This is a genomic window from Stenotrophomonas sp. YJH_SMC_57 (assembly GCF_059369755.1).
This window is the reverse complement of the sequence record NZ_JCAFSZ010000006.1, coordinates 21,497-37,650: the sequence shown is the minus strand read 5'-3', so window position 1 is coordinate 37,650 and position 16,154 is coordinate 21,497. Positions and strand designations below refer to the sequence as shown.

General features: G+C 68.4%; 16 protein-coding genes. 2 read left to right on the top strand and 14 right to left on the bottom strand.

The window, feature by feature from the left end; translation table 11 throughout:
• Positions 1–56: 56 nt before the first annotated feature.
• The 5 genes from AC5P7U_RS09180 to AC5P7U_RS09160 all read right to left on the bottom strand — a co-directional run bounded on the left by AC5P7U_RS09180 (position 57) and on the right by AC5P7U_RS09160 (position 3,330).
• Positions 57–983, bottom strand: coding sequence for a FecR domain-containing protein (locus tag AC5P7U_RS09180; protein WP_197564091.1), 927 nt, complete (start codon positions 981–983; stop codon positions 57–59).
• A complete protein-coding gene (locus AC5P7U_RS09175; protein WP_197564090.1) occupies positions 980–1,489 on the bottom strand; it encodes an RNA polymerase sigma factor in 510 nt (169 codons plus the stop codon). The genes AC5P7U_RS09180 and AC5P7U_RS09175 overlap by 4 nt, the downstream gene beginning before the upstream one ends.
• A gap of 148 nt (positions 1,490–1,637) precedes the next feature.
• Positions 1,638–1,862, bottom strand: a complete 225-nt coding sequence (locus tag AC5P7U_RS09170) for a hypothetical protein (protein ID WP_197564089.1) — start codon at positions 1,860–1,862, stop codon at positions 1,638–1,640.
• Positions 1,859–2,560 (bottom strand): glutamine amidotransferase, encoded by a 702-nt coding sequence (locus tag AC5P7U_RS09165; RefSeq protein ID WP_197564088.1) that lies wholly within the window; start codon positions 2,558–2,560, stop codon positions 1,859–1,861. The genes AC5P7U_RS09170 and AC5P7U_RS09165 overlap by 4 nt, the downstream gene beginning before the upstream one ends.
• Positions 2,557–3,330 (bottom strand): YggS family pyridoxal phosphate-dependent enzyme, encoded by a 774-nt coding sequence (locus tag AC5P7U_RS09160; protein WP_006461392.1) that lies wholly within the window; start codon positions 3,328–3,330, stop codon positions 2,557–2,559. The genes AC5P7U_RS09165 and AC5P7U_RS09160 overlap by 4 nt, the downstream gene beginning before the upstream one ends.
• A gap of 76 nt (positions 3,331–3,406) precedes the next feature.
• Between AC5P7U_RS09160 and ptsJ the strand changes: the two genes are divergently transcribed.
• Positions 3,407–4,693 (top strand): MocR-like B6 salvage transcription factor PtsJ, encoded by a 1,287-nt coding sequence (gene ptsJ / locus AC5P7U_RS09155; protein WP_197564087.1) that lies wholly within the window; start codon positions 3,407–3,409, stop codon positions 4,691–4,693.
• Positions 4,694–4,793: 100 nt separating this feature from the next.
• On the opposite strand, the gene AC5P7U_RS09150 is transcribed toward ptsJ, so the two are convergent.
• The 7 genes from AC5P7U_RS09150 to AC5P7U_RS09120 form a co-directional block, all read right to left on the bottom strand.
• The gene (locus AC5P7U_RS09150) at positions 4,794–5,300 is read right to left on the bottom strand and encodes a hypothetical protein (protein WP_006461333.1); all 507 of its coding nucleotides are present in this window, start codon (positions 5,298–5,300) and stop codon (positions 4,794–4,796) included.
• An 81-nt stretch (positions 5,301–5,381) separates the two neighbouring features.
• A complete protein-coding gene (locus AC5P7U_RS09145; RefSeq protein WP_197564603.1) occupies positions 5,382–8,492 on the bottom strand; it encodes an error-prone DNA polymerase in 3,111 nt (1,036 codons plus the stop codon).
• Between the two features lie 6 nt (positions 8,493–8,498).
• Positions 8,499–9,908, bottom strand: a complete 1,410-nt coding sequence (locus tag AC5P7U_RS09140) for a Y-family DNA polymerase (protein ID WP_495221018.1) — start codon at positions 9,906–9,908, stop codon at positions 8,499–8,501.
• Positions 9,909–9,917: 9 nt separating this feature from the next.
• Positions 9,918–10,532: a translesion DNA synthesis-associated protein ImuA gene (gene imuA / locus AC5P7U_RS09135; protein WP_197564601.1), complete on the bottom strand. Its 615-nt coding sequence runs from the start codon at positions 10,530–10,532 to the stop codon at positions 9,918–9,920.
• Positions 10,533–10,790: 258 nt separating this feature from the next.
• Positions 10,791–11,798, bottom strand: a complete 1,008-nt coding sequence (locus AC5P7U_RS09130) for a cyclase family protein (protein WP_006452003.1) — start codon at positions 11,796–11,798, stop codon at positions 10,791–10,793.
• A gap of 33 nt (positions 11,799–11,831) precedes the next feature.
• Entirely contained in the window at positions 11,832–12,482 is a 651-nt protein-coding gene (locus AC5P7U_RS09125) for a DsbA family oxidoreductase (RefSeq protein ID WP_006452002.1), read from the bottom strand.
• Positions 12,483–12,574: 92 nt separating this feature from the next.
• Entirely contained in the window at positions 12,575–13,480 is a 906-nt protein-coding gene (locus AC5P7U_RS09120; protein ID WP_006452000.1) for a LysR family transcriptional regulator, read from the bottom strand.
• 176 nt (positions 13,481–13,656) lie between these two features.
• Here AC5P7U_RS09120 and AC5P7U_RS09115 point away from each other — a divergent pair, with 176 nt between their 5' ends.
• Entirely contained in the window at positions 13,657–14,547 is an 891-nt protein-coding gene (locus tag AC5P7U_RS09115; RefSeq protein ID WP_006451998.1) for a sterol desaturase family protein, read from the top strand.
• A gap of 9 nt (positions 14,548–14,556) precedes the next feature.
• On the opposite strand, the gene AC5P7U_RS09110 is transcribed toward AC5P7U_RS09115, so the two are convergent.
• A complete protein-coding gene (locus tag AC5P7U_RS09110; RefSeq protein WP_197564600.1) occupies positions 14,557–15,261 on the bottom strand; it encodes a helix-turn-helix domain-containing protein in 705 nt (234 codons plus the stop codon).
• A 293-nt stretch (positions 15,262–15,554) separates the two neighbouring features.
• Positions 15,555–15,989, bottom strand: a complete 435-nt coding sequence (locus AC5P7U_RS09105; RefSeq protein ID WP_040007487.1) for a VOC family protein — start codon at positions 15,987–15,989, stop codon at positions 15,555–15,557.
• Positions 15,990–16,154: the final 165 nt, after the last annotated feature.

Genomic DNA, 16,154 nt, shown 5'->3' with positions numbered 1-16,154 from the left:
CCAGGGGCTGACGCAGAGCGTCGTCATCCTGGGTAGACGCAGCGGCAGGCCCGATGTCAGGGTGCATCAGCATGTTCCCTGCGCGGTGGCAACCAGACCTGCACGCCCCCGCCCAGACGCAGCACGCGCACGTGCAGCTGCGCGGCCAGTTGATCGCGGTTGCTGGCTGCGCCGTCGGCACTGCCCAGCAGGGTGACCGGTTGCTGGCGCAGGCGCGCGCCGATGATCCAGGTGTGCCCGCCGTGCCAGCGGTCCAGGCCTTCGGTGACATCGGCGAGGGGGGCCGAGACCCAGTGCAGGCGTCGTTCGCGCCAGGCGAGGCCGCCGCTGTCTGCCGGCTGGGCGGCAGGCGGTGACTGTCCGTTGAAGCGTACCTGTTGCCCCTCGGCCGCCTGCACGGTCCCGCCGCCGTCCTCTACCCGGACGCGATGTTCGGTGACCGTGACCCTGCTGTTGTTGCCCTGCACGACGAGGTCGAAGGCAGTACCCAGCGCAGTGACCGTGCCATGCGGCGTATGCACCTGGAACGGCCGGCGGGCGTCGGCGGCGACCTTGAACCAGGCCTGGCCGCGTTGCAGTTGCAACTGGCGATGTTGTCCATCAACGCGCACATGCACTTCGCTGCCCGGCGACAGCAGGACATGCGAACCGTCCGGCAGCGCTTCGTCGCGGATTTCGCCAGCGGCGGTGCGCAGCACCTGCGCGGCCGGCGGCGGGGCAGGGCGGCCATACAGTCCAAGCGCGCACAGCAGCAGCGCCGCAATACCGGCTTCACCCAGGTGGCGGCGGCGCCGGCGTTGCTGCTGGCGCTGAAGGCTGGGGGTGGCGGCACCGGCCTGCCACAGCTGCTGCAGGTGCTGGTACTGCAGGGCATGGCGCGGGTCGGCCTGGCACCATTGGTTGAACGCGTTCTCATCGCGTTCGCCGTCGTGCCCGTCCAGCCACCAGCGGGCGGCTTCGCGTGCGATGGTGTCCTGGCTCATGGGCCCGGCACCTGCTGCAGGGCGACCAGGGCGCGCAGCAGATGGCCATGCGCGGTCTGACGGCTGACGCCGAGCTGGCGCCCGATCTCGGCCAGGGCCATCTGCTCGACACGGGCGAGCAGGAACACCTGGCGCGAGCGCGGTGGCAGCGCGGCGATGATCGCATCGAGATGGCGCAGCTGTTCGGCGTCGAGCAGGCGCTGGTCCGGCAGCGGTGCGGGATCGGCGATGGCATGCAGCTGGATGTCATCCAGCGCCTCTTCGCGCCGGCGCTGGCGCTGCCGGTAGTGATCGGCGATCAGGTTGTGGGCAACGCGATACAGATAGGCGCGGCCATTGTTCAGCAGGCCGCTGGCGGCGACTTTGACGATACGCAGCCAGGTTTCCTGGACGACGTCATCGGCATCGCAGCGTTGCGGGAGTTTGCGGCGGACATGGGCGTGCAGCGGCCGGTAATGGGCCGCGCACAGCTGCGCGACATCCGTCGGTTCGACAGGCGTGGACACGGGGCGGGCGACAACTGGGAAAGGGAACAGCCCGCGGCGGCAAGGGCAGCGGCAGCACCTTACAGCAAAAGAGAATCATTTGCATCAATGGGCGGTCATCAGCCAGTGATGGGACCGCCAGCCGTTGGCCGGCATGCCCCCAAACGGGTCAAAGATCGCGGTACTGGATCTGCGCGGCGAGCACGCGCAGGCCGTCAGCGTTGCTGGACAGGATGCGCTCCTCGCCGATACCTTTCTGCCGCTTCAGCTGGAAGCCCTGTTCGCTGGGCAGCTGTGCGGCGATGACGTCCATGCGCAGCAGGGCGTCGGGGCCGCTGCAGTCGAAGTGGCCCCAGTAGGCGCCATCGCGGTAGACCTGCAACCGGTAATTCATCGTGGTATCTCCGGCAGGTCCTGCAGCCAGTGGTCGAACATCGCGGTGGCGGCGGCTGCCAGCGGCGCACCATAGCGGCGCGCCTGCGCGCGCAGGTCGTTGGGGTCGATGCCGGCCTGGGCCAGTTCCAGGGTGTGGCCGATCAGCCAGCGTTCGAACTGGCGCGCGTCCAGCTCCGGATGGCATTGCAGGCCCAGCGCGTGCTGACCGATGGCAAATGCCTGGTGGCGGCAGGCGGGCGTGCTGGCCAGGCGGCGTGCGCCGGGCGGGAGTTCGAAGCCCTCACCGTGCCAATGCAGTACCGGAATGCCCTGCAGGGCCTGCAGGGGCGAGCGCTGGCCGTCATCGGTGAGCAGCAGTGGCGCGAAACCGATCTCCTTGCCGCCACTGGCAACGACGCTGGCGCCGAGCGCGCGCGCCATCAGCTGCGCACCGAGGCAGATGCCCAGGGTTGGCCGCTGCTGCAGCAGGCGACGCTGCAGCAGGGCAATGCTGTCGGTGACGAAGGGATAGGTTTCTGTGTCATTGGCACTGATCGGGCCACCCAGCACGACCAGCAGGTCGGCCGCTTCGGCATCGTCGAGCGGGTCGACACCGGCCTGCAGCACCTGCAGCTGCCAGCCCTGCGTCAGCAGCAGCGGTTTCAGGGTGCCGAGGTCTTCGAAGGCAACGTGTTGCAGGACCACCGCGTGCTTCATGCCGGTGCTCCGCTGTTGGGCCAGTAGAAACTGTCCGGGGTGGCGCGGGCGCCGAAGATGGCCTGTCCGACGCGGACCACGGTGGCGCCTTCCTCGATGGCGACTTCGAAGTCACCGGACATGCCCATCGACAGCTGCGACAGGTCGAAGCCGGCGGGCGCGGAGTGCTGCAGCTGGTCGCGCAGTTCGCGCAGGCGCACGAAGCAGGCGCGCACGCGCTCGACCTCCGGGGTGAACACGGCCAGGGTCATCAGGCCGCGCACGCGCAGGCGATCAAACGCCGGCAGCTGCTGCACGAAGCCCTCCACCGCGCCGGGCTCGAGTCCGTACTTGCTGGGCTCGGCCGAGGTATTGACCTGCACGAACACCTCCAGCGTGCGATCTTCCACTTGCAGGCGCTGCTGCAGCGCCTCGGCCACGCGCAGGCTGTCCAGCGCCTGGAACTCGCTGGCGAAGCGCGCCACGTAGCGCGCCTTGTTGGTCTGCAGGTGGCCGATCACCGACCAGTGCACGCCCAGGTCGGGCATGGCCTCGGCCTTGCGTTGTGCCTCCTGGACCTTGTTCTCGCCCAGTTCGTGGCAGCCAGCGGCCACGGCCATGCGGATGCGGGCGTCATCGACGGTCTTGCTGACCGGCAGCAGGCGCACGCTTGCCGGATCACGGCCAGTGCGGGCGCAGGCGTCGGCGATGCGCTGGCGCACCGTGGCCAGGTTGGCGGCGATCTGTTCAACAGACTGGGCCATGGGCCAGTCGGCGGCGGCAAGGGGCATGCGGGCACCTCCAATGCGGGATGGCCAGGGTGGGATACACTGGCACAGGACAAGATTTATTTTGGCATAGGACAAAATGAAAATCACCGGGCATAGCGCCGAGTCGATCTTCGACAACATTCGCGACGGCATCGGCAAGGGCCGCCTGCCGGCCGGCAGCGTGCTGCCGCCGGTGCGTGAGTTGGCCGAGCAGCTGGGGGTGAACCGCAACACCGTGGCCGCCGCCTACAAGCGGCTGGACGCGGCGGGCCTGGCCAGCACTGCCGGCCGTCGCGGCACGGTGGTGCGCGGCTTGCCGCCGGCAATGGCACGCGAAGGCAGCGCGCCGGGAGTGGCCCTGCATGACCTGGCCAGTGGCAACCCGGACCCGCGCCTGCTGCCGAACCTGCGGCTGGCTCCGGCGGCGCCACGGTTGTATGGGGTGGGCACGGTCGACCCGCGGTTGCAGGCGCTGGCACGGGCCTCGCTGGATGCGGATTGCCCCGAGGGGTATGCGCTGGAGCTGACCCATGGTGCGGTCGATGGCATCGAGCGCCTGTTGGCGGCCTGGCTGCTGCCGGGTGATCGCATCGCGGTGGAAGATCCATGTTTCCTCGGCAGCCTCAACGTACTCAACGCGATAGGCCATGCGCCGTTGCCGGTGGCGGTGGATGCGCATGGCATGCAGGTCGGATCGCTGCGTGCCGCGCTGGAGGCCGGCGCGCGCGCGGTGCTGCTGACCCCGCGTGCGCACAATCCCACCGGGGCCAGCCTGGATGCGAAGCGCGCACGGGCGCTGCGGCAGCTGCTTGCCCACTATCCGCAGGTGGCAGTGCTGATCGACGATCACTATGCGCTGCTCTCGCAGCAGGTCTATCACTCGGTACTACCGCTTGATGGCCGGCGCTGGGCGCTGTTGCGCTCGCTGTCCAAGCCGCTCGGCCCCGACCTGCGGCTGGCCTGGTTGGGCTGTGACGAGGAAACCGCGGCGCGGTTGCGGCTGCGGTTGGCATCGGGTACGGGCTGGGTCAGCCACCTTCTGCAGGATGCGGCGACATCGGTGCTGGGCTCGGCGTCGCAGCGGGCGAAGATCGCGTCGGCAGGCGAGCGTTACCAACAGCGCCTGCAGTCGCTGCAGGAACTGCTGCGTGCACGTGGCGTGGCGACGCCGCAGCCGATGGAAGGGCTGAACCTGTGGCTGCCATTGCCGGCCGACAGCCATCCGCAGGTGCTGGCGCTGGCCGCGCGTGGCTGGCATGTGCGCCCGGGCGAAGTGTTCGCGGTGGCGGCGCCCGGGCATGGCCTGCGCATCACCTGCGCGGCGCTGGGGCCGGTGCAGCAGCGGCAGCTGGCCGACGATCTGGCGGCGGTGTTTGGACTGTAGAGTCGAGCTTGCTCGACTGCTCGTGCCAACAACAGTCGAGCAAGCTCGACTCTACAAAGGTGAAGCAAAGTCGAGCATGGCTCGACGCCACAAAAGCAGATCAGGGCGCGGCGTTGGCGCCCGGGCGCACGTAGTAGGACTGGCCGCTGTCATCGACGAACATCAGTTCCGGCTTGCCCTGCCAGGAGGTGAGCATGGCGCCGGTATTGTTCTGGTGCTTGACCATCAGGCTGGCGCCGCGGTCCGGGTTGGCCACCACCTTGAACACTTCAGTGGTGCCGGTGGCATCGTCCAGGGTCAGCAGGGCCTCGCCGCCGCGGTCGCTGGTGCCATAGCCACCGCGTTCGGAGCCGTCCGGGCCGAGCAGGATCAGGCCTGACAGGGCGGTCGCACGCGGCCCCTGGGTGCGGCCCTGGCTGAGAGGATCGGGAACCGGTGCGCCGAGGATCACCCGTGGCTGTCCGCTTTCATCGTGGATGACCAGCCCGCGTGCTTCGATGATGCGCTGTGGCGATTGGCTGCGGTGCAGGCTCCAGGCGGTCCAGCCGGACACCAGCAGGGCGAGGGTGGCGACCACCAGCGTGGTCAGCAGCAGTGCACGGGGCATCGTGTCGTCCTTCCTTGGATGTGCCGACGATAGCGGATGCGGACCGGCAATGGCCAGTTCGTTGTGTGACGCTGTGTATCGTCAGTGGAAATCGCGGCTGTGGCTGCGCAGCCCCTGCAGCAGCTCATCCAGGCAGTGCATGCGCTGCACGATGACATGCTGCACGCCATCGACGCGTTCCAGGCGGCCGTCGATCTGCATCAGCTGGGTATCAACCAGCACCCGGTGCTGGCGATCAGCGAGGTGGCGCCAGACCACCGCGTTGACCATGCCGGTTTCGTCCTCAAGGGTGAGGAAGGTCACGCCACTGGCGGTCTGCGGACGCTGGCGCATGCGTACCAGACCGGCGATGCGCACGCGGCGACCATGGCCGTGACCGGCCAGTTGTGCAGCATCCAGGCAACCACGGCTGCGCAGCTGTGCGCGCAGGAACGAGATCGGGTGGCGGCCAAGGGTGGTGCCGGTGCTGCGGTAGTCGGCCTGCATGTCTTCCCAGGCGCTGGGCAGCGGCAACGGCACGCGGGCCTCGGCGGTGGCGCGGGCCTGGTCGAACAGCGGCAGCCGGTTTTCCACGCCGGAGATGTCCCAGCGCGCACGATGGCGATGGCCGCTGAGCCCACGCAACGCGCCGGCATCGGCCAGCAGGCCCTGTTGGCGACGGTCCAGCGCGGTGCGCTGGCACAGGTCGCCCACATCGTCGAAGGGGCGCCGCGCACGTTCTCGCATGATGGCCTGCACGGCGGGTTCGTTGCAGCCATCGACCAGGCGCAGGCCGAGCCGGATCGCGGCCGGCCCCTGGCTGAAATCCAGCGTGCAGTCCCAGTCGCTGTGGCGCACGTCCACCGGCAGCACGCGGATGCCATGCCGGCGCGCGTCCTGCAGCAGCTGGTCGGGGCTGTAGAAGCCCAGTGGCTGGCTGTTGATCAGGCTGGCGGTGAACGCGGCCGGGTGGTGGCACTTCAACCAGCAACTGTTATAGGTCAACAGGGCGAAGCTGGCGGCATGGCTTTCCGGAAAGCCGTAGTCGCCGAAGCCCTTGATCTGCTCGAACAGGTGCTCGCCGTACTCGCGGCTGAAGCCGTTCTTCAACATCCCGGCCAGCAGCTTCTCTCGATGCGGTTCCAGTCCACCGCGGCGCTTCCAGGCGGCCATCGAACGGCGCAGGGCATCGGCCTGGCCAGGCGTGTAGCCGGCGGCTTCCACCGCCAACTGCATCACCTGTTCCTGGAACAGTGGCACGCCGAGGGTGCGGGCGAACACGCGTTCCAGCCGCGCTGGATAGAGCGGATTGTCCGGATCGTTCAACGCGTCCGGACCCTGTTCGCGCAGGATCCTTCGCCGTTCCAGGTAGGGATGCACCATGTCGCCCTGGATCGGACCGGGGCGCACGATCGCCACCTCGATCACCAGATCATAGAACTCGCGTGGCTGCAGGCGTGGCAGCATCGCCATCTGCGCGCGCGACTCGATCTGGAATACACCGATGGTGTCGGCGGCGCAGATCATGTCGTAGGTCTTCGTATCCTTGGGAGGGATCGCATCCATGCGCCCTGCATGCAGGCCATGCTGCTGCAGCATCGCCAGGCACTTTCGGATGGCGGTGAGCATGCCCAGTGCCAGGCAGTCGACCTTCATCAGGCCGGTGGCATCCAGGTCATCCTTGTCCCACTGGATGACGGTGCGGTCGGCCATCGCTGCGTTCTCGACCGGCACCAGGGTCGACAGCGGATGCTCGGAAATAACGAAGCCGCCCGGGTGCTGCGACAGATGGCGTGGGAAGTCGATCAGCTCGGCGGTCAGTGACAGCAGCCGGCGCATCAGCGGGGTCTCCGGATCGAAGCCGCGTTCGCGCAGGGTCTCCGGCAACGGCACGTGGCCGCCCCAGTGATCCATCGCTGCGCCCAGTTCGTTGACCTGGTCCATCGGCAGGCCGAGCGCACGGGCCACATCGCGGATCGCGCTGCGGCCACGGTAACTGATCGCCACCGCAGTCAAGGCAGCACGTTCACGCCCATAGCGCTTGAACACGTACTGCAGCACTTCTTCGCGGCGCTCGTGCTCGAAGTCGATGTCGATATCCGGTGGTTCGTCGCGTTCGGCGGAGATGAAACGCTCGAACAACAGATTGCTGCGTGCCGGATCGATTTCGGTCACGCCCAGCACGAAGCACACCGCCGAGTTGGCCGCCGAGCCACGGCCCTGGCAGAGGATGTCCTGGCTGCGCGCGAAGCGCACGATGTCCTGCACGGTGAGGAAGTAGGAGGCGTAGTTCTTCTGCCGGATCAATGCCAGTTCGTGTTCGATCTGCGCGCGTTGTGCCGGTTCGATGCCGTTCTTCCAGCGCCACGGAATGCCACGCTCGACCAGCACGCGCAGCCAGCTGTCCGGGTCGTGGCCCTCCGGTACCAGTTCGCGCGGGTAGGTGTACTGCAGCTGCTCCAGGGTGAAGTGGCAGCGTTCGGCGATGCGCAGGGTCTCGGCCAGCAGTTCGGGCGGGTACAACTGGGCCAGTGCGGTGCGCGGGCGCAGATGACGCTCGCCGTTGGGAAACAGGCGCCAGCCGGCTTCGGCCACGCTGCAGCGGTGGCGGATCGCGGTCAGCGTGTCCTGCAGCGCACGCCGGCGGCGCACGTGCATGTGCACATCACCACTGGCAACCAATGGCAGGCGGTGGCGTTCGCCGAAGGCCTGCAGCTGCTGCAGGCGATGCGCGTCGTCATGCTCGTGATGCAGCTCCACCGCCAGCCACAGGCGATCATTGAAGCCGGTGCGCAGCAGCTCCAGATCGGTGGCGGCCGGCTGCCGGTCCAGCCACAGGCAGAGCAGCCCGTCGGGCAGGTCGAGCAGGTCGTCGCGCAGGCAGCGGTATTCGCCCTTGGCCGCGCGTCGCCGGCAGGTGGTGATCAACTGGCACAGCCCGGCATAGGCGGCCTGGTCGGTGCACAGCAGGGCCAGCTTCGGCCCGTCCTCGACCTGGAATTCGGCGCCGACGATCAGTGCCACGCCATGCGTCTTCGCCGCCTGCCAGGCGCGCACGATGCCGGCCAGCGAGCACTCGTCGGTGATCGCCAGCGCCCGGTAGCCCTGGCCGGCGGCGCGCGCGAACAGTTCTTCGGCAATCGAGGCGCCGCGCTGGAAACTGAACGCCGACAGGCAGTGCAGTTCGGCGTAGCCGGGCAGTTCACTGTGCATGAGGGCTCAGCCGAACCAGCCGTGCAGCATCCACGGTGCATGTGGGTCGTTGCGTGTGCGGAAGGCCCAGCCACGCTGGCCATGTGCGGTTTCCACCACGTAGTAATCACGGCGTGTATCGGCCTGGTCCCACCAGCCCGATTCGATCCGCTCCGGCCCGGCGACGATGCGCAGGCGTGGATCACGCAGCGGTTGCGGCGTATCCAGCAGCCAGCCCGGGCGTAGCGGCCAGTACGACGGCGGTTTGACCGCCGGCTGGGTGCCGCTGGCGCGTTCGGGGCGATGGTCGGCCTGCACCGCCAGCGGCTGCACGGCATCATCGCCCAAGCGCGCACGCAGGCGCTCGCGCAGCTGGGTCCAGGGCATCGCCTGCGCCGGCCGGGTATCGAACAGGTCGCGCGCGGCGGGCACGAAGGGCGGCAGCTGCTCGGCCTGCAGGCGCAGTGCGCGGCTGCCGGCGGGCAGGGCGAAGGCTTCCATGCGGTTGCGCGCGATCTCGAACAGCAGCGCGGGATCACGCTCCGGCGCCAGCAGGCCGATGGTCAGCACGCTGGGTGGCAGCAGGTCGTGCTCGAAATGCAGGTCGAAGCGCTGCACGCCACCATCGCGCGAGCACAGGAAGGCGGCCAGGTCCAGCAGCAGGCGACGCAGCGGGAACAGCAGGGCCTGGCTGGATTCGATCTCGTATTCGAATTCGATGCGCGCATCGAAACGGTCGGGAGGCTGGTAGTAGCGCAGTGGTGCGGTGGGCAGGCCGCGCAACGCGTCCAGCTGCTGCAGCACGTCGGGGGCGAAGCGCCGGGCCAGGCTGTCACGCGGCAGCGCGAGCACCGCACCCAGCGTGCGCAGGCCGGAGCGTCCCAGCACGGTCACTGCTTCGCTGGCCAGCCCGCAGCGCGGCAACGGCAGCTGTGCGAGTACCGCCGGCAGCTGCTGCGCATCGAGGCCGAGGCCATCGTGCACGTTGGCCAGCACGCGCGCGGCATGCGGCGTGGGCGCGGCCACCAGGCGATGGCGGAAACCCAGTTCGTGCAGTTCACCGCGCAGGCGTTTCTCGATGGTCAGCCAGTCACCGAACAGGGCACGGCTGGCGCCGATCTCCAGCACCAGCGCATGCGGGAAATCGAGGCTGACCTGCGAACTGTAGGCATAGGCCCAGCTGGCCAGCAGCTGCCGGGTGTGCTGTTCGGCGTTCGGGTCGTAATCGTGCAGGTGCATGTCCTGCACCAGCACCTGCGCGGCCGACAGCAGCATGCCCGGGCGCAGCCCGGCTGCCCGTGCGGCCGGGCTGACCGCGCGCAGCACGCGACGCTGCGCCGGCCCCTGCAGCAGCACCAGCGGCCGCTGCGGGTCCGGCTGCTGGCGCAGCACGCTGTCCAGCGCCAACTGCGGCAACAACAGGCAGGCCCAGTTCACGGCGCGGCCTCAGTGGCTGATGGCCAGGGGCAACGGCTGCGCCGGCGGCAGGCCACCACGGCATTTCAGTACCCGCACCTGGCCGTGGTCGAGCTGCAGGCGCAGGCTGGCCGGGGAGGGGTTGCGCGCTGCCTGCGCCTCGCGGAACACGAAGCCCAGGCACTGGCCGCTGTCGGCGGCGACCTGCAGCCGGCGCAGGGCACGGTCGTCGGCCTGCTGTGGCCAGCACAGCACCGCGGCGCAGGCGGCCGAGCGCAGGCACTGCTCGGCCGCCCACAGCGCCTGCTTCGGCACGGCGTGGATGATCTGCAGCTGGGCCAGGTCCAGCCCGGCCGCAGCCCAGGCCGGCGCATGCGGGCGGTACGGGGGCGCGACCAGCACGATCGGGCGTCCGCGCTGGCTCAGCTTCGCCAGCGCCGGCCAGACCAGCGCCAGCTCGCCCACGCCCGGGGCTGGCTGCAGCACTTCACACAGCCCGCTGGCCGGCCAGCCACCGCCGGGCAGGCGTGCATCCAGTGCCGGGTGGCCGCTGGGCAGGTGGTCGCTGGCGGGCCCTTGGCGGGCCGGGCCGCGCCACAGCTGGCGCCCATCCAGCAGCCGGTCGAGGGCGACGACGGCGCCCATCAGCCGGTCCTCCAGGGGAGGCGCCGGGCGGGCTGGGGGCGACAGGAATGGACGGAAACGGCGGGCATGAAGCGAGTATCGACAGGCCGGTATCAGTGGCTGAGACCAGACATGCTACTCGCGTTGTAAGTAGAATTACTAATGAAATTGGAAGGTCGGGTTTCAGGTTGCTGAAGGGGTATAGGAGTGCCGACCAAGGTCGGCACCCACTCGGCATGGGACGGAATGCCGACCAGGGCCGGCACCCACAGGCCCCGGTTACGGGCGGACCGGCAACGCCACCGGGCGCAGCGGCGCGGCATCGCCACCGCGGATCTTCAACGGGCCGCCGATGAAGGCGAACTCGTAGACCTTGTCACGGGCCAGTTCGTCCAGCGCCACCAGCTCGATGATCGGCGCGCCCTGCTGGGCCAGCAGGTAGGTGTGCAGCGGCACGTAGTCATCGGACACTTCCGAAGGGAAGGTCTCGAAGCTGAGGTTGTCGGCGCCGACGATCATCGCGCCGCTGTCTTCGACCAGGAAGCGCGCGGCGTCCAGGCCCATGCCCGGCGGGTTGGCCATGTACGCCCTGGGCTGCTCGAACAGGCGCATGCGGCCGGTGCGGATCAGCACGATGTCACCCTGCTGCAGCTTCACCTGCTGGCGTGCCAGCGCATCCTTCAGGTCCTGGCGGGTGACGCGGTAGCTGTCCGGCAGCATGTCCACGCCCTTGGCACCGGCCACGTCGATCAGTACGCCACGCGCGATCAGCGGCGGGAATTTCTCGATGCCGGTGACATTCCAGCCACGATCGCCGAGGTGCTTGTCGGCCTCGAAGCCGTTCCAGATCTTTCCGTGGATACCGAAGTGGTTCAGCGCATCGATGTGGGTGCCGGTGTGGCTGTACATCGAGAACGCCGTGCCGGTGTAGCTGCGGGTGAGGTTCATGGTCTCGCCCACGCCCATCGGGTCGTCCATCACCGTGCCGCGCGGGGTGTGGGTCATCCAGAACTGGTAGTGCGGGTCGCCGGCGTCCTGCCAGCTGGGCATGCCGACGTAGTACTCGGTGGCCAGGTCATAGGCCTTGCCGCCGCTGACCCGCGACAGGATCGCTGCGCGCGACGCCTCGGTGATCAGGTTGAGGCGGCCGATCTCGTCCTTCGGCCCCCAGGGGCTGGTGCCGACCTGCTGGCCGGAAGGAACGCGTTCGTGCGCGGTCACCGAGGTGGAAGCAGCGGTGCCGGCCAGCAGCAGGGCCAATGCGGTGGCCAGGGTACGTGGGGTCATGGGGAATCTCCTTGCAGGGGGGAATGGTGCGGCTCAGGCCGCGACCAGCGGCGCCAGGGCCTGGCGCAGGTGCGGCAGCGGCAGGGTCTGCAGGCGCAGGCCGTTGCCGCCGATCACGGTGGGAATGGAACGGATGCCGAGCGCAGCGGCTTCGGCGCGGTCGGCCTGCACGCGCTGCCGTACTGCGTCGCTGCGCATGTGGTCAGCGAAGGCACCACGCGGGTGGCCGAGCGCTTCGGCGATGTCCAGCAGCACTTCGGCATCGCCGATGTTGCGGTGCTGGTGCAGGTGCGCCCACTGCACGGCATCGAACATCACGCCGTGGGCTTCATTGCCGCCAAGCATGCCGGCGGCCTGGCAGGCCAATGCGCCCAGCCAGCCGGAGGGATATTCGAAGTCCTGTGCACGCATGCCTTCGATATCGATGCGCGCGCTGTCTTCATGCGCGGCGCAGTCGGTCCAGTGGCGCAGGATGATCGCCTTGGCACGCTCCATCGAGCCGAATACCTCGACCATCTGCGCGCGCGAGTCCTGCAGCACGAAGCTGCGGTGGCGCACCTGGATGCCGAGTTCGGCCGAGACCTGCTGCAGGCGCGGGGCCAGCACGAAGCACCAGCCGCAGACCACGTCGTGGAAGAAATCGACCACTGGCGCTGCAGCGGTGGGGGAAGAAACGGAAGACATCGGCCTGCCATCGGTGAGAGGGGAGGCGGCAGAGTAGGCAGTGCGGCGTGGCTGAAACAGCACGCCGCGGGCAGCTCAGTTTTCGCTGGTGGTTACGAATCCAGGCCGGCGCAGGCGGGCAGCTCGGCGTGCAGGAAATCGATGAAGGCACGCACCTTGGGCTGCAGGTGGCGCGAGGTGGGGTAGACCGCATGCACGAAGCGCGGTGGATAGCGGTGGTCGGGCAGCACCTGCTGCAGTTCGCCGCGGGCCAGTGACGGCGCCGCCAGGAACGAGGGCAGGGCGCCGATGCCCATGCCGGCCACCAGCAGATCGCGCAGCAGCAGGCTGTTGTTGACGGTGACGCGTGCCGGCAGGGTGATCGTCACCTGGCCATCGGGGCCGAGCAGCGGCCAGCTGCCGGGTGAGTCGGACAGGCTGTAGGCCAGCACGCTGTGCGCCTGCAGAGCGTCCACCGCCTGCGGTACCGGATGCTGCTGCAGGTAGGACGGGGCCGCGCACAGCACCTGCTGCAGCGAAGCCAGCCGGCGCGCCACCAGTCGCGAGTCGTCCAGCTCGGCGCGCAGCCGCAGCGACACATCGAAGCCTTCGCCGACCGCATCGAGCAGGCGGTCTTCCATTACCAGGTCCAGCGACAGCTGCGGATGCTGCTGCAGGAAGCGCGGCAGCAGCGGCGACAGCGTGCTCAGCGCGAACGACTGTGGCGCATTGACGCGCAGCCGCCCGGCAACTTCGCCACGCTGTTCGGCGATGCCACGTTCCAGCGCGTCCAGCTCGTCGAGCAGGCGGCAGCACTCACGGTAATAGGCATGGCCGGTTTCGGTCAGGCTCATGCGCCGCGTGGTCCGCTGCAGCAGCACCACGCCCAGGTGGGTTTCCAGCATGCGCAGCTGCTTGCTCAGCCCGGCCGGCGACATGCCCAGGTCTTCGGCGGCACGGGCCAGGCCGCCACGTTCGACGATGCGGCGGAAGGCACGCATCAGGTTGAAGGAGTCCATGCCGGTCCCGGGCGCGATGAGGGCGCCATTGTAGATCCACGCCAGGCGTGGGTGCTGGAATTGCGGTGCCGACCAGGGTGGGCATCCAGCAGGCGCGTGACGGGTTGCGCCGTTTGTTCAAGCCGGCAACCGTCGCATCGCGCCAGCATGCAGGCCCCTCACGTTTCGGGTTGCCCATGAAGCACTGGATCCTCCGCCTGTATGCCCCGTTGTTCCTGCTCGGGTTCGTTGCCGCCGCCATCGCCTGGGTCGGCCACCTGCACGGTGATCCGCTGTGGCTGCTGGCCTTGCTGGTGGTCGCCATCGCGTTCTCGTTCGCCGCCGAACGTGCCTGGCCCTACGACCCTATGTTCAACCACGACCAGGGCGACAGCCTGCGTGACACCTTGCATGCGCTGGTCAACGAAAGCCTGAACCTGCTGTCGATCGCCGCGGTGCCGCTGCTGGCGGCACTCATTCCGTGGCAGCTGTGGCCGGTGCAGTGGCCCTTCGCGCTGCAGGTGCTGCTGGCCATCATCTGCGCCGATCTCGGCATCACCCTGGTGCACTACGCCAGCCATCGCATCGGCTGGCTGTGGCGGCTGCATGCGGTGCACCACAGCGTCACCCGCATGTACGGCTTCAACGGCCTGATGAAACACCCGCTGCACCAGGCGGCCGAAGCAGTGGGCGGTGTGTTGCCGCTGCTGGTGCTGGGCCTGCCGATGCCGGTGGCGGCGGTGCTGGCGTTCGCCATTGCCATCCAGCTGCTGTTGCAGCATTCCAACGTGGACATGCGCCCCGGTGTGCTGGGCCGGGTGATGGCGTGGGCACCGCTGCACCGTTTCCACCATATACGCTACGGCACCGCTGGCGACGTCAACTTCGGCCTGTTCCTGACCGTCTGGGATCATCTGCTGGGAACCGCCTTCGATGCACCGGGCTATCGGCTACGGCAACGCGATCTCGGCATCGGCAGCCAGCCGGATTATCCGCGCGATTATCCCGGGCAGCTGCTGGCACCGTTCCGTGAACTGCCACATGGCGAGGTGCCGGAGCTGCCCGAAGGGTTGCGCAGGCGCGGATGATCCCGCATGTCAGGTCGCGCGCAGCTGCAGGGCCTGCAACTGCGCGGCACCGATGCCGAACATGCGGTGCAGGTTGCGTGACAGATGGGCCAGGTCGGCGAACCCGGCCGCGTGGGCGCTGTCGGTCAGGCTGTGTCCACGCAGATGATGCGCGAGCGCATTGCGCAGTCGTTGCCACAGTACCCAGCCGCGCAGGGTCACCGACAGGTCTGACTGGAAGCGCCGATGCAGCTGGCTGGTCGACAGGTGGGCCGCTTCGGCGATATCGGCGGCCGGCACCGGGCCAGGCAGGTAGTGGGTGATACGGACCAGTGCCGCCTGCACGCGTCGATCCAGCGGCTGCGGACGGCTCAGTCGTGGCAGCCAGTCCTGCAGTGCCACCGCGTTGCCCGGCAGGGCGTGCAGATACCGCTGGATCTGTGTGGGATCGGCATGTGCCGGCTCAAGGAATACCGTGCAACCGTCCTGCGGTGCCGACAGGATGGCATGCGACTGGAAGGAGGGCAGCCACAGGCGTTGACCCTGCTGCCGCACGCCATCGACCTCGACCTGCCACGCTGCACCGTCGCTCAGCAGCAGTTGATGGGCGTAGTGCGCATGCGCAGCGCTGCCACCGGCATGGCCCTGCAGCATGGCTACGTGGCCATCCAGCAGCAGCGTGCCATTCCAGGGCAGGGCGGGAGAGGACATGGAGGAATTGTAGATCCACGCCATGCGTGGATGAATCTCCATCGAAATCGAATATTTCGACAATGAAACGAAGAGCATCCACGCATGGCGTGGATCTACTGCAGATTGCGGGGAATTGTCGAAGGCGGGGTGGGTCCGTTGGCGGGGGTGTCCGCGGCATGGATGCCGCGGCCAAGCCCCCAGGGATGGGTTTACGGCGTCCCCCGCCAACGGACCCACCCCGCCTGCCTGCAGAAATCCAGCTTTTGCTGTAGCTCTGGCTGTTGACGTTGATGTTGCCTCGGCGGGTGCCGGGCGCAGCCCGGCCGTGCGTACCCTCAGCGCCCGTGCGGGTCGGGCCGGTGATGCACGTACTCGACCACCGTGCCATCGGGATGCACTGCATTGAACGCCGCACCGGTCGGCACCACCTGCAGGGGGAAGATGATTTCGGCCCCCGCCGCGACCAGCCGGTCGTGATAAGGCCGCACGTCATCGACCAGCAGCGTCCCGGTGGTCGAAGTGAAGGGGGCCAGCGCTTCCTCGCACCCTTCGATCAGCAGGAAGGCTCCGACCATCGCCAGGCGCAGGCCGGCATCGGGAAACGGGAAGCCCGCATCAGCCACGACGCCCTGCAACTGCTCGTAGAAAGCCACGCTCTGCTCCAGCTGGCCCGGGGCCACGAACACCCGGATCAACACGCGTGGGCTGCGTTGGCTCGAGGTATCACAGCGGTCGCGCCAGAGATGATCGAAGTCGCGGTGTATGTTCATGGGCGGGGTTCAGGGCCGGTGACGCCCCATTATCGGCAGCCCCGTGCGGCCTGCTGATGACTGCCGGTGATGGCCTGATAACCGGCGGCCAGGTTGCCCCTGTGACTTAGGTCCTGTTGACAGGTGTGAACGCCCTCGCACAATCTTCACATGATTGGGCCGCCC